General features: G+C 67.6%; 15 protein-coding genes. 6 read left to right on the top strand and 9 right to left on the bottom strand.

What is annotated here, in order from left to right; all coding sequences use genetic code 11:
- Nucleotides 1–47 precede the first annotated feature (47 nt).
- The 6 genes from ACW17X_RS09745 (at nucleotide 48) to ACW17X_RS09720 (ending at nucleotide 4,003) form a co-directional block, all read left to right on the top strand.
- Nucleotides 48–392 carry a DMT family transporter gene (locus ACW17X_RS09745; RefSeq protein WP_271164696.1) on the top strand — a complete coding sequence of 115 codons (345 nt, stop codon included), beginning with the start codon at nucleotides 48–50 and terminating at the stop codon, nucleotides 390–392.
- The gene (thiD, locus tag ACW17X_RS09740; protein ID WP_492096972.1) at nucleotides 389–1,186 is read left to right on the top strand and encodes a bifunctional hydroxymethylpyrimidine kinase/phosphomethylpyrimidine kinase; all 798 of its coding nucleotides are present in this window, start codon (nucleotides 389–391) and stop codon (nucleotides 1,184–1,186) included. The genes ACW17X_RS09745 and thiD overlap by 4 nt, the downstream gene beginning before the upstream one ends.
- Nucleotides 1,187–1,253: 67 nt before the next feature.
- Nucleotides 1,254–1,844 (top strand): nucleotidyltransferase family protein, encoded by a 591-nt coding sequence (locus tag ACW17X_RS09735; protein WP_492096971.1) that lies wholly within the window; start codon nucleotides 1,254–1,256, stop codon nucleotides 1,842–1,844.
- Nucleotides 1,834–2,484 (top strand): DUF3885 domain-containing protein, encoded by a 651-nt coding sequence (locus tag ACW17X_RS09730; protein WP_492096970.1) that lies wholly within the window; start codon nucleotides 1,834–1,836, stop codon nucleotides 2,482–2,484. Before ACW17X_RS09735 ends, ACW17X_RS09730 begins: the two co-directional genes overlap by 11 nt.
- 62 nt (nucleotides 2,485–2,546) lie before the next feature.
- Entirely contained in the window at nucleotides 2,547–3,353 is an 807-nt protein-coding gene (locus ACW17X_RS09725) for a DUF1295 domain-containing protein (RefSeq protein WP_492096969.1), read from the top strand.
- 182 nt (nucleotides 3,354–3,535) lie between these two features.
- Entirely contained in the window at nucleotides 3,536–4,003 is a 468-nt protein-coding gene (locus ACW17X_RS09720) for a hypothetical protein (RefSeq protein WP_492096968.1), read from the top strand.
- Between the two features lie 156 nt (nucleotides 4,004–4,159).
- Here the strand turns inward: ACW17X_RS09720 and ACW17X_RS09715 are convergent, their stop codons facing one another.
- The 9 genes from ACW17X_RS09715 to hisH all read right to left on the bottom strand — a co-directional run bounded on the left by ACW17X_RS09715 (nucleotide 4,160) and on the right by hisH (nucleotide 12,512).
- The gene (locus tag ACW17X_RS09715; protein WP_492096967.1) at nucleotides 4,160–4,465 is read right to left on the bottom strand and encodes a hypothetical protein; all 306 of its coding nucleotides are present in this window, start codon (nucleotides 4,463–4,465) and stop codon (nucleotides 4,160–4,162) included.
- 79 nt (nucleotides 4,466–4,544) lie between these two features.
- A complete protein-coding gene (gene glk / locus ACW17X_RS09710) occupies nucleotides 4,545–5,516 on the bottom strand; it encodes a glucokinase (protein WP_492096966.1) in 972 nt (323 codons plus the stop codon).
- Between the two features lie 29 nt (nucleotides 5,517–5,545).
- Nucleotides 5,546–7,435, bottom strand: coding sequence for a phosphogluconate dehydratase (gene edd / locus ACW17X_RS09705; protein ID WP_492096965.1), 1,890 nt, complete (start codon nucleotides 7,433–7,435; stop codon nucleotides 5,546–5,548).
- 1 nt (nucleotide 7,436) lies between these two features.
- The gene (gene pgl / locus ACW17X_RS09700) at nucleotides 7,437–8,153 is read right to left on the bottom strand and encodes a 6-phosphogluconolactonase (protein WP_492096964.1); all 717 of its coding nucleotides are present in this window, start codon (nucleotides 8,151–8,153) and stop codon (nucleotides 7,437–7,439) included.
- Nucleotides 8,146–9,603: a glucose-6-phosphate dehydrogenase gene (gene zwf, locus ACW17X_RS09695; protein ID WP_492096963.1), complete on the bottom strand. Its 1,458-nt coding sequence runs from the start codon at nucleotides 9,601–9,603 to the stop codon at nucleotides 8,146–8,148. The genes pgl and zwf overlap by 8 nt, the downstream gene beginning before the upstream one ends.
- Before the next feature lie 43 nt (nucleotides 9,604–9,646).
- Complete coding sequence (hisIE, locus tag ACW17X_RS09690) at nucleotides 9,647–10,276, bottom strand: bifunctional phosphoribosyl-AMP cyclohydrolase/phosphoribosyl-ATP diphosphatase HisIE (protein ID WP_492096962.1); 630 nt, start codon at nucleotides 10,274–10,276, stop codon at nucleotides 9,647–9,649.
- 144 nt (nucleotides 10,277–10,420) lie between these two features.
- On the bottom strand, nucleotides 10,421–11,188 hold the full coding sequence (gene hisF / locus ACW17X_RS09685) for an imidazole glycerol phosphate synthase subunit HisF (protein ID WP_492096961.1): 768 nt from the start codon (nucleotides 11,186–11,188) through the stop codon (nucleotides 10,421–10,423).
- The gene (hisA, locus tag ACW17X_RS09680) at nucleotides 11,185–11,916 is read right to left on the bottom strand and encodes a 1-(5-phosphoribosyl)-5-[(5-phosphoribosylamino)methylideneamino]imidazole-4-carboxamide isomerase (RefSeq protein ID WP_492096960.1); all 732 of its coding nucleotides are present in this window, start codon (nucleotides 11,914–11,916) and stop codon (nucleotides 11,185–11,187) included. The genes hisF and hisA overlap by 4 nt, the downstream gene beginning before the upstream one ends.
- Entirely contained in the window at nucleotides 11,910–12,512 is a 603-nt protein-coding gene (gene hisH / locus ACW17X_RS09675; RefSeq protein ID WP_492096959.1) for an imidazole glycerol phosphate synthase subunit HisH, read from the bottom strand. Before hisH ends, hisA begins: the two co-directional genes overlap by 7 nt.
- Nucleotides 12,513–12,657 lie beyond the last annotated feature (145 nt).

The raw sequence follows: 12,657 nt of genomic DNA, 5'->3' as shown, positions 1-12,657 counted from the left end.
CCTCCCCCACGCTTGCCCCGACGCGCCGACTGGGCCATCTGGTCGGCATGTCCTGGGTCATGTCGATCAATCCGTGGGTGACGCTGGTCGTCGCCGGTCTGCTGGAAGTGCTGTGGGCGTCCGGCCTGAAGAACGTCAGCCTGCAAAGGCCGCTGACGTCGCTGGGGGTTCTGGTCGCGCTGGCGGCCAGCATGGTCCTGCTGTGGGTGGCGACGCAGAAACTGCCGATTGGCACGGCCTATGCGATCTGGACCGGGATCGGGGCCGTGGGCGCGGCCCTGGTCGGGATCGTCGTCTATGGCGAGCCGGCGACGGCGGTGCGGGCGGTGTGCATCCTGCTGATCGTGGCGGGGATCGTGGGCCTGAAGCTGTTCTCGGGGGCGCACGCATGACCCTTCATCGGGGCAGGGTCCTGATCCTGGCGGGGTCGGACAGCGGCGGGGGCGCGGGGGTCCAGGCCGACATCAAGGCGGTGACGATGATGGGCGGGTTCGCCGCCACGGCGATCACGGCGATCACGGTGCAGAACACCCTGGGGGTTCACGGCGTCCATCCCCTGCCGCTGGACCTGATCGCGGCCCAGGCGCGGGCGGTGCTGGAGGACATAGGGACCGATGCGGTCAAGACCGGCATGCTGGGCTCGGTCGAGGTGGTCGAGACGGTGGCGGCCCTGTTGGACGAGGCGGACGCCCCGGCGGTGGTCGATCCGGTCATGGTGGCCACGGGCGGCCATCCGCTGCTGCCGGACGCGGCGGTGGAGGCGGTGAAGCGGCTGATGATCCCGCGCGCGGCGCTTCTGACCCCCAATGCGCCCGAGGCCGAGGCCCTGACCGGGCTGGCGGTGCGCGACATCGACGGCCAGCGGCGGGCGGGCGAGGCCCTGCTGGCCATGGGGGCGCGGGCGGTGCTGATGAAGGGCGGTCATGTGGACGGGCCGACGGTGATCGACCTGTTGATGACGGCCGACGGGGAGACGGTGCTGGAGGCCGAGCGGATCGACACCCGCCACACCCACGGCACCGGCTGCACCCTGGCGAGCGCCTGTGCGGCGGGCCTGGCCCTGGGCCGGCCGCTGGAGGTCGCGGTGGCGGAAGCCTGGGCCTATGTCGGCGAAGCCATCCGGCGGGCGCCGGGTCTGGGCGGCGGCCATGGGCCGCTGGATCATGGGTGGCCGGTGCGGGGCTAGGGCGGCATCTGGGGATGAAGGCGCGCGACGTCTCCCGCTGAACGGACCGGGAGGCTAAGGGATGGGGATGAGCGACGCCCTGACCCCCAAATCGGCCGAAAGACTGATCGAAATCGTCCGCGCCGATCCCGGCCTGATGCACGTCTTGCGGACGGTGCGGGCGCTGGACCTGCCCGACTGGCGGCTGGTGTCGGGCGCCGTCTATCAGGCGGTGTGGAACGCCAGGACGGGGCGGCCGTCGGGATACGGGATCAAGGACTATGACCTGGCCTATTTCGACGGCGCGGACCTGTCGTACGAGGCCGAAGACGTCGTGATCAAACAGGTCGCCGCCGCCTTCGACGAACCCTTCCGCAGCCAGGTCGAGGTGCGCAATCAGGCGCGGGTGCACCTGTGGTTCCAGAACCGGTTCGGCGAGCCCTATGAGCCGTTGCACTCGACCGACGAGGCCCTGGGCCGGTTCGTGGCCCCGACCTTCGCCGTCGGGGTGCGGCTGGAGGCGGACGACACGATCACCGTGGCGGCGCCGTTCGGGCTGGAGGATGTGTTCGCCATGGTCGTCCGGCCGAACCCGAACCGGCCGCTGGCCAAGGGCTGGGCCAAGACCATCGAGAATGCGCGTGGCCGTTGGCCGGAGTTGACGGTGGTTGAGCCGTGATGGCGGCGACGGCGGCAGGAGTTGGCTTGATGACGTTGGTTGGCGACTTGGTTACGGTCTTGGGATGAACCCGTTCCAACAGCTTTGGTCGCGCTTTCACGATGGTCATTGGCCTGTCGGCTATAGGCTAAGGGAAAGTGGCGCGGCGAACTGGGTTTGTTTCCATTCGCTGCCGAATTCGAAGAGATACGCAGACAGCGACGACGAGCGCCGCATCATCCTGGAACGCCAGAATCTTCTTGCCGCAGAAGTGCTGAAATCGGATCCGTGCTGGTTGGTTCAGACGCATTGGGTGACGCCTGCCGGAATGGTCGATGTGGCTGACGTCAACGATCCGTTCGCCGCCACGCGGCAGTTCGGTCTCGAGCCCGTCTTCGAGTTCGCGCAAGACGATGACGACGAGGTGGTATGGCGAGTTCATGCGGGGCCGGTCCGATGGACCGAAGGCTATTTTGACGCGCTTCTGGCAACCATCGCTGAAGACGAAGCCGGTCCGACGCGCTGGATGTCGGAGGCGACCGGTTCGATCTTCGCTCCCTACGACGGCGGGATTGATCTGTTTCTGGCTGAGGCGGGTCAGGTTGCTTCACTGAAGATGAAGCATCGCGATTGGCTATCCAGCCATCGTGAAGGCCTGTGAGACAGACGCTGAAGGCTGAGCCTGCGTAACGACGCGATCCGTAGTGTGATGTGGCGCGTACTATGCCCATGACCCTGACCGACATCCTCATCCTGCTGGGACTGAACCTGGCCCTGATCGTCGCCGTGATGCTCGGCTTGTGGCTGGTCGCCCTGAAGCTGAAGGACGTCAGCTTCATCGATGCGGTCTGGCCGCTGGGGATGTTGCTGCTGGCGGTGGCGACCCTGCCGCGCGCCGAGGGCGATCCGGTGCGAAAGGGGCTGCTCGTCGGGCTGTGCGCGGTCTGGGCGCTGCGGCTGGGCCTGCACCTGTTCCGGCGCTGGAGGGCCAGCGGGGCGGATGGGCGGTATGTGCAGCTCGTCGAGGATCAGGAACGCAACAAGGGCTGGTCGTTCGCCAAGACGGCGCTGTTGTTCGTGTTTCTGCCCCAGGCTGTGCTGGCCTGGCTGACGTCGCTGCCGGTGCAGTTGGGACAGGTGGAGGCTCAGCCCCTGGGCGTGATCGCCGGCGTCGGGGCGGTGCTGGCGGTGGTCGGGATCGTGTTCGAAAGCGTCGGCGACGCCCAGTTGGCGGCGTTCAAGCGCGATCCGGCGAACAAGGGCCGGGTGCTGGATACCGGCCTGTGGCGCTATACGCGGCATCCGAACTATTTCGGCGACGCCTGCGTCTGGTGGGGGCTGTGGCTGATCGCGGCGGAGACGGGCGTCGGCCTGTGGTCGATCGCGGGGCCGATCTTCCTGACCTTCACCCTGACGCGCTGGTCGGGGATCGGGATTACGGAGAAGGCGATAAATAAGTCGCGACCGGGATATGCGGATTATGTGAAGCGGACGAGTGCTTTTGTGCCGTGGCCGCCTAAGAAGGCGTGAGGTTCGGCTCCCCTTTCGTACCCGGTGATTGAGCCGCCGTGGGCCCTCGGCACAAGCCCTGACATCGGGGCCGCCATTGAACGGACATCATCGGAAAGCGGGCGGTTGTCGGCGTTGGGGGCGGACGTTGCATTGTTGGCTTGACGCTGAAACATTGTCCGAACCGCGCAATGGAGCCGACCATGCAATCTGTTTTTGCCTTTGCCGCAGTGACGATCATGCTCAACTCATTCCCCTTGCAAACCCAGGCCGGATGGGAAGGCGCGGAGTGGGGCATGACGCCAGAAGAGGTTTCAGCCGCTGTTTCAGGCGTTCGAGTTGTCCGCCGGGGAATGTTGTTGTCCGATGCACGAAAGCAGAGCGTGAGGGATGTTGAGCTCTACAGCATCAGGCTTGAAGCATCGTACTTCTATGGGCCGCAGGGTTTGACCTTCATTCGATTTGACGTGCCCTTCAGGCGGTGCACGACTCTAGTCGATGGCCTTGTCGCCGAGCATGGTCAGCCCACGAGCGTGAGCGACCAAACCATTCTCAAAATAATAACTTGGGAAGATCCTGAGGCAGCCAACCGACTGGTGTTATTGCACTCCACAGCGGGCATCTGCGACCTACGTATTAGATCAGTCGAAGGCAGGGACAGCGGCGTCTAAAGTCCGCTACGGGCCGTGAATCGACTTCTGCAATTGTCGGCGAAGCCGACTTAGATCGACCCTGAAACCCAATGTCGGTTTCGGCGCGTAACCGCTCGAGCGCAAACGGGGGAGAGATCCTCGGGGCGGCCCCGAGGATCACGGCAGGCGCCGAGGTTAGTTGGTGGTCGGGGTGTTGTTGGTGGTCATGCCGCGGTCGGCGTTGCCGCCCTGTTGTTCGATCTGGTCGGCGCGACGGTCGGCGTTTTCCTCGACCTGGTCGGCCTGACGGTTCAGGGCGTCTTCCTGGGCGTCGGTCGGGGCGGCGTCGGCCTGGGCTTCCAGCTGGTCGGCGCGGGCTTCGCCTGTGGCCTCGACGGCGTCGGCGCGGCTTTCGGCGGCGCGGTCAGCGGCGCTTTCACCACAGGCGGCGACGCCCGACAGGACGAACAGCGACGCGGCGGCGATGGCGAACTTTTTCATGGGGTTTCCTTCCGTTTTGGAGCGGAGGAAACGTCACGGCGGCGGATGGGTTCACGCCGCCGTGATATTTCGTGAGGCCTCAGCCCTCGGCTTCGGCGAAGGCGACGCGGGCGGCGCCCAGCAGGGCCGCATGTTTGTGCATGATCACCTTGGTCGGAATCTCGGCCATATAGTCCTTGAACCGACCCTTGCGCTCGAACCGCTGGCGGAAGGGGCTGGACTTGATGAAGGGCAGGATGCGCGGAACGATGCCGCCGGCGATATAGACGCCCCCGCGCGAACCGGTGGTCAGGGCGATGTCGCCGGCGACCGCGCCCAGGATGGCGCAGAAGCGGGCCAGGGTGGCGCCGCAGGGGCTGTTGGGGTCCTTCATCGCCGTCTCGGTGATCTGGGCCGGGTCGTCGATATGGGTCTCGCGACCGTCGATCTCGGCCAGGGCGCGGTGCATGTTCAGCAGGCCGGGGCCGCAGATCAGGCGTTCGATGGAGACGCGGTCATAGCGGCGGCGCAGGATGCGCAGGATCTCGTCCTCGACCGGATCGCCCGGGGGGAAGCAGGCGTGGCCGCCCTCGGACGGCATGGCCATCTCCTTGCCGTGGGCGTCGCGGACCAGGGCCGAAACGCCGAAGCCGGTGCCGGGGCCGAGCACCGCCACGGTCGAATGGGGATCGCCGTCGACGGGACCGCCCAGGCTTTCCAGCTGATCCTCCGGCACCACGGGCGCGCCCCAGGCCAGGGCCTCGAAATCGTTGATCAGCTTGACCGGCTTCAGACCCAGGGTCTGAAGCTCGCTCTCGGACACCTGCCAGGGCGAGTTGGTCAGGTCGATGGCGCCGTCGGTGACGGGGCCGGCGACGGCGATGACGCCGCCGGTCGGCTTGACCTCGCAGCCCTCGATGAAGGCGGCGACGCCTTTCAGGAAGGTGGGGTAGCGTTCGGCCGGGAAGCTTTCGTGGTGGTCCAGCACGGGCTTGCCGTCGATCATGCGAGCGACGGCGAAGCGAGCATTGGTGCCGCCGACGTCGCCGACGAGGAGGGTCTTGTCATTCATAAGGCGTTTCCTGCGGTCGGTGCGGCGGATCAGGCGTCCACGGTCCGGTCGACGAAGTTGGGATCGGGAGGCGTGTCCGTATGCGATTGGTCGCTGCTGGGGAAGGCGAAGCAGACAGTCGCGCCTTCTTCAGCCGTGGTGACGACGTGGCGGAAGGCGCCGAACAGCTCGCGGCCGTAGCCCCAGGCTGAGCCGGCGGCATTGGCGGAGGAGCGGGCGGCGGCGGGGCGGGCGGTCAGGCCGTCGACGCCCACCGTGGTCAGAACCCCGGCCTCGGCGTCCAGGCGGATGATGTCGCCGTCCTTCACATGGGCCAGGGGACCGCCGGCGAGGGCTTCAGGTGATACGTGAATGGCCGCAGGGGTCTTGCCGCTGGCGCCCGACATGCGGCCGTCGGTGACGAAGGCGACCTTGAACCCCTTGTCCTGAATGATCGACAGGGCGGGCGACAGGCTGTGCAGTTCCGGCATGCCGTTGGCCTTTGGGCCCTGGAAGCGCAGGACCACCACGACGTCGCGGTACAGCTTGCCGTCCTTGAAGGCCTGCAGCGCGTCTTCCTGGGTTTCGAAGACGGCGGCGGGGGCCTCGACGATGCGGTTCTCGGGCTTGACCGCCGAGACCTTGATGACCGCGCGGCCCAGGTCGCCCTTGACCAGGCGCAGACCGCCCTCCTTGTCGAAGGGGTTGGAGGCGGGGCGCAGGATGTCGAGGTCCAGGCTTTCCTTGACCCCGTCGCGCCAGACCAACTGACCGTCCACCATCGACGGCTCCTGGAAGTATGCGTCGATACCCTTGCCCATGATGGTGGTGACGTCCGAGTGGATGTGACCGGCCTGGGCCAGTTCGCGGGCCACGAAGGCGACGCCGCCGGCGGCCTGGAAGGCGTTCACATCGGCCGAACCGTTGGGATAAACGCGGGCCAGCAGGGGGGTGACGGACGACAGCTCGTCCATGTCGGTCCAGTCGATCAGCACGCCCGCCGCCCGGGCCATGGCGACCAGGTGGATGGCGTGGTTGGTCGAGCCGCCGGTGGCCAGAAGGGCGACGATGGCGTTGACGATGGACTTCTCGTCGATGACGTCGGCCATGCGGCATTCGCCGCTGCGGGCCAGTTCGACGGCGCGCTGGGCGGCGGCGGCGGTCAGGGCGTCGCGCAGGCCGGTGTCCGGATGGACGAAGGCGGTCGAGGGCATGTGCAGGCCCGCCAGCTCCATCATCATCTGGTTGGAGTTGGCCGTGCCGTAGAAGGTGCAGGTGCCGGGCGAGTGGTAGGAGCCGATCTCGCTTTCCAGCAGGGTCTGGCGGTCGACCTTGTTCTGGGCGTACTCGGCGCGGACGCGGGCCTTTTCGGCGTTCGGAATGCCCGATGGCATGGGGCCGGCGGGGGCGAAGACGACGGGCAGATGGCCGAAGGCCAGGGCGCCCATGAACAGGCCGGGAACGATCTTGTCGCAGACGCCCAGCATCAGGGCGGCGTCGAAGGCGTCATGCGTCAGGGCGACGCCGGTGGACATGGCGATGACGTCGCGGCTGAACAGCGACAGCTCCATGCCGGGGCGGCCTTGAGTGACGCCGTCGCACATGGCGGGGGTGCCGCCGGCGACCTGGGCCGTGGCGCCGACCTGACGCACCGCCTCGCGGACCACGCCGGGGAAGCGCTCGAACGGCTGGTGGGCCGAGAGCATGTCGTTATAGGCGGTGACGATGCCGAGGTTCGGCTTGGACCCGTCCATGGCGGTCAGTTTGTCGGCGATGGTCTGGCCGGCGAAGGCGTGGGCCCAGTTGGCGCAGGACAGCTTGGCGCGGCCGGTCCCGCTGTCGCGGGCGGCGTCCATGCGACGGATGTAGTCGGCGCGGGTGGCGCGGCTCTTCTCGACGATCCGGGCGGTGACCGCGGCCACCGTGGGGTGCAGGGTCATGTCAGCTGGCTTCCGTGTATAGAACTTCAAGCGGGACGCCGGCGGCGATCAGGGCGGCGATGGGCTGGATCTTGGGATCGCCCTGGGCTTCCTGCTCGAACACGCGGCGTTTGGCGGCGCCCTTCAGGCCCAGGATCACCCGGCCGGCGGACATCAGATAGGGCAGGTTGATCGACAGGCGCTCGAGGGTCGGCGCGGCGCCGTCGCGGCCGTGGGGCACGCCGAGCACCGTCGGCTTCAGCGTCGGGGTCAGCAGGGTCTTCAGGGTGGGGCTGTTGGGGAACATGGAGCAGATATGGCCATCCTCCCCCATGCCGAGAAGGACCGCGTCGAAACGTCCGCCCGCATCGGCCAGGGCGTGGGCGGCGACGATGGCGGCGCGATCCATCGTGACCTCGGGGGTATAGAGAGGGATGAAGCGCCCGGCGGCGGCCTTGTCCTGCAGCAGGACGTCGCGGATCAGCCGGGCGTTGGACTCAGGCGAGGTCTCGGGGACATAGCGTTCGTCCACCAGGGTGACGGCGATCTTGGCCCAGTCCAGATCGGTCGCGGCGAGGCGGCGATAGACGGGGGCGGGGGTGGTGCCGCCGGGGCCGGCGAAGACAGCCCCGCACTTGTCGCGGACGGCGGCGCCCAGGGTCTCGGACAGGCGCGCGGCGATGGCCTCGGCCCAGGCGTCGACGGTGGAGAAGGTTTCGATCACGGGCGTCTCAGACATCGGTGGTGTTCCAGTCGCGGCCGGTGCGCATCATCAGCATGTCGGCGCTGTCGGGACCCCAGGTGCCGGCGACATATTCGTCGGGCTTCTGGCCGGACTCGGCCCAGGCCTCGGCGACCTCGTCCACCCATTTCCAGGCCTGTTCCGCCTCGTCGCGGCGGACGAACAGGGTGGAGTCGCCGTGCATGGCGTCCAGCAGCAGACGTTCGTAGGCGATGCGGCGGCGCGGCGGGGCGGCGGACTTGCCGTCCACCCCCCACGACAGGCTCATGGTGATGGGCTGGAGCTGCATCCGCTTGTCCAGGCCGGGGCGTTTGTTCATCACCGTCAGGGAGATGTCTTCCTCGGGCTGAAGCTCGATGATCATGCGGTTGGCCGGCGCCTCGCCCTCTTCGTTGTCGAAGATGGAGTGGGGGACGGGCTTGAACTGGATGACGATCTCGGTGCGCTTCTCGGGCAGGCGTTTGCCGGTCCGCATGAAGAAGGGCACGCCGGCCCAGCGCCAGTTGTCGATGTCGGCGCGGATGGCGACGAAGGTCTCGGTGTCGGAATCGGCGCCGCGCTCCTCGTCATAGCCCTTGGCCGGCTTGCCCTCGGACACGCCCGCCACATATTGGCCGCGCACGGTGACGCGCTCGGCCTCTTCGTGGGTGATGGGGCGCAGGGACCGCAGCACCTTGACCTTTTCGTTGCGCAGCGATTCCGGATCCAGGTCCGACGGCGGCTCCATGGCGACCAGGCACAGCAGCTGGAGCATGTGGTTCTGGAGCATGTCGCGTAATGCTCCGTACTCGTCATAATAGGGCCAGCGGTCGCCGACGCCGACCGTTTCGCCGATGGTGATCTGGACGTGGTCGATCGTCAGATTGTTCCACAGCGGCTCGAAGATGGTGTTGCCGAAGCGTAGCGCCGTCAAGTTCTGGACCGTCTCCTTGCCCAGATAGTGGTCGATGCGGAACACCTGGTCCTCGCGGAAGGCGTGGGCCACGGCGTCGTCGATCTCGAGGAAGGACTTGAGGTCGCGGCCGACGGGCTTTTCCAGCACGATGCGGCAGTTGCGTTCGGCCAGGCCGGCCGTCTTCATCGCCGTGACGATACGGCCGTAGAGCGACGGCGAGACGGCCAGGAAGGAGGTGACCTCGCCTTCGCCGACGCGATCCTTCAGGCCCTTGAGGCTGGCGGGGTCGGTCGCGTCCACGGCCAGATAGTCGAGGCGGGCCTTCATCTTGGCCCAGGCGTGGTCGTCCCAGGCCTTGTCCGCCTCGGCCTTGGCCTTCACGGCGTCATGGACCTTGGCCACATATTCGTCGGGCGTCTCTTCGGAACGGGCGGCGCCGATGATCTTGAGATCGTCCGGCAGAAGCCCGTCATGCTCGAGGAAATAGAGCGATGGCAACAGCATGCGCATCGCCAGATCGCCGCCGCCGCCGAACAGAATGAGAGCCGCCATGCTTATCCCCTGAACGATCCCGTTTTCCGGAACCTCTCGCCTTTTATGGTCTGGGCGTCGCTTTGCCCGCTTCCGCTCTGGAGGCCAACACGTCCAGCACGTCCTGAAACACCATGTTACGGACGTGGAGAAGCACCAAGAGGTGATAGATCAAATCCGCCGCCTCGCTGGCGAGTTCCTCATCCGGACCCGCGACGCCGGCAAGAGCCGTCTCGACGCCCTCTTCGCCGACCTTCTGGGCGATGCGTTTGGGTCCTTCTGCGATCAGTCGGGCGGTCCAGCTTTCGGACGGATCGGCGGCGGCGCGTTCGGCGATGGTCCGTTCCAGCCGGGCGATGCGGCCCAGGCCCGGCGCGTCAGCCTCGCCGAAACAGCTGGTGCGGTGCAGGTGGCAGGCGTCGCCGACCGGATTGACCAACAGGACCAGGGCGTCGCTGTCGCAGTCGGCCGTGATGCCGACCACGTGCAGCCGGTCGCCCGAGGTCTCGCCCTTGCGCCAGCGTCCGCCGCGCGAGCGGGAGAAGAAGGTGGCCTCGCCTGAGGCGAGGGTCTCGTCCAGGGCGGCGCGGTCCATATAGGCCAGGGTCAGGACCTGGAGCGTGGCGGCGTCCTGCACCACGACGGGGACCAGGCCGTCGCCCTTGGCGAAGTCGATGGTGTTGGGGTCGATCATTTTATTCACCGCTCATCCCCGCGAAAGCGGGGACCCAGTTCTGTTGTCTGACGGGTCGTGGATAGGGCTCTGTGCCAGAGGGGCGAGGATGATCGCCCAAAGCACTGGGTCCCCGCTTTCGCGGGGATGAGCGGAGATATAAAATCACAATCTCATCTCCAGGCCTTCGCCCGCGAGATAGGCTTTCAGGTCGGGGATGGCTATCGCGCCAGTGTGAAAGACGCTGGCGGCGAGGGCGCCGGAGACGTCCGACTGTTCGAACACGGCCTTGAAATGCTCGGGCGCGCCGGCGCCGCCCGAGGCGATCAGGGGAATGGTCAGCCGCGCGCGGGCGGCGGACAGTTGTTCAATGTCGTAGCCGCGTCGAACCCCGTCTTGATCGATGCAGTTCAGCACGATCTCGCCGGCGCCCAGGCCCTGCGCCTCGTCCAGCCAGTCCAGGGTGCGTTTGCCGGCGCGGCGGCGCGCGTCGGGGTCGCCGGTGTATTTGTGGACCACCCAGTCGCCGTCCTCCAGCCGACTGTCGACGCCGACGACGACGCACTGCCCGCCCAGTCGCGCGGCCATTTCGGCGATCAGTTCCGGGCGTTCCAGGGCGGGAGAGTTGATCGAGACCTTGTCCGCGCCGTGATCCAGGCAGCGGGCGGCCTGATCGACGCTGCGGATGCCGCCGGCGACGCAGAAGGGGATGTCCAGCAGCCGGGCGATATCCTTGATCCAGCCATAGTCCAACGTCCGGCCCTCGGGACTGGCGGTGATGTCGTAGAAGACCAGTTCGTCGGCGCCCGCGTCGCGATAACGGGCGGCCAGTTCGGCGGCGTCGCCCATGTCGGTATGGCCGACGAACTTCACGCCCTTGACCACCCGGCCGTCCTTGACGTCCAGGCAGGGGATTATACGTCGCGCTGTCATGCCGCCGTCGCTATGGCTTGCGGCAATGTGAAGCGGTTCTCGTACAGGGCGCGGCCGACGATGGCGCCGTTGCAGCCCAGGGCCTTGACCGCCGCGAGATCCTCCAGCGACGAGACGCCGCCCGAGGCCTGCAGCACCAGATCCGGGCGACGGCGGCGGATCTCGGCCAGCAGCTCCAGATTGGGGCCGGTCATGGCGCCGTCGCGGCCCACGTCGGTGACCAGCAGGTGTTTGGCCGTCCCCTTCGGATAACGATCCAGCGCCTCCCACAGGGTGACGCCCGACGACTGGGTCCAGCCCTTCAGGGCGGGAACGGGCACGCCGTCCTCGATCTTGACGTCCAGGGCCAGGGTGATTTGCTCGACGCCGAAGCCCTTGAGCCAGGCGGCGACGTCGTTGGGCTGGGTCACCGCCAGCGAGCCGACGACGACGCGGGACACGCCGGCGTCCAGCAGCTTGGCTACGTCATTGGCGCCGCGGACGCCGCCGCCGGACTGGATCTTGACCTGGATGGCCTTGGTCAGTTCGCCGATCAGGGCGTGCTGAACCGCCTGGCCGGCCTCGGCTCCGTCCAGATCGACGATATGAATCCACTCGGCGCCCTCGGCCGCGAAGGCGCTGAGGCGGGCGGCGGGCTGTTCGTCGTATTGCGTCACCTGGTCGAACTTGCCGTGCATCAGGCGCACGCAGACGCCGTCCTTCAGGTCGATGGCGGGGTAGATCAGCATGTGAGGCCCAGAAAATTCTTGAGGATGGTCGCGCCGGCCTCGGCCGAGCGTTCGGGGTGGAACTGGCAGCCCCAGCGGTTGGCGGCGCGGACCACGGCGGGGACCGGGCCGCCATAGTCGGCGCGGGCCAGGGTGGCGGGGCCGTCGGGACAGACATAGCTATGGACGAAATAGGCGTAGGCGCCGTCGGCGACCCCCTCCAGCAGCGGATCGTCGCGGTCGCGTGTCAGCCGGCTCCAGCCCATGTGCGGGACGGGCAGGGCGCCCGCCGGCTCGAGCCGGGACACGGCGCCGGGGATGAAGCCCAGCAGATCGACGCCCTCGCCCTCCTGGCTGGTTTCGAACAGTAGTTGCTGGCCCAGGCAGACGCCCAGCAGGGGGCGGGGGAAGGCGCGGATCGGTTCGACCAGGCCCAGTTCGGCCAGGCGGCTCATGGCGTAGCCGGCCGCGCCGACGCCAGGCAGGATGACCCGGTCGGCCTCGGCGATCACGGCGGGATCGTTGGTCAGGCGGACGGTCGCGCCCAGACGCTCGAGCGCGAACTGGACCGAGGCGACGTTGCCGGCGCCATAGGCGATGACGGCGACCTCGGTCATTTGATCCTCCCCCGTTGGGGGAGGGGGACCGCGCGTAGCGTGGTGGAGGGGGCGAGGGCGCACGAGGTGTGGAGCGTCAGGCGCCGGCGCGCGGGCCGGCCCCCTCCACCGCTTCGCGGTCCCCCTCCCCCAATGGGGGAGGATT

The organism is Brevundimonas sp. FV1ye4L, assembly GCF_058681255.1.
The sequence above is the reverse complement of the archived record's forward strand: the minus strand, read 5'-3'. Positions and strand labels throughout refer to the sequence as shown.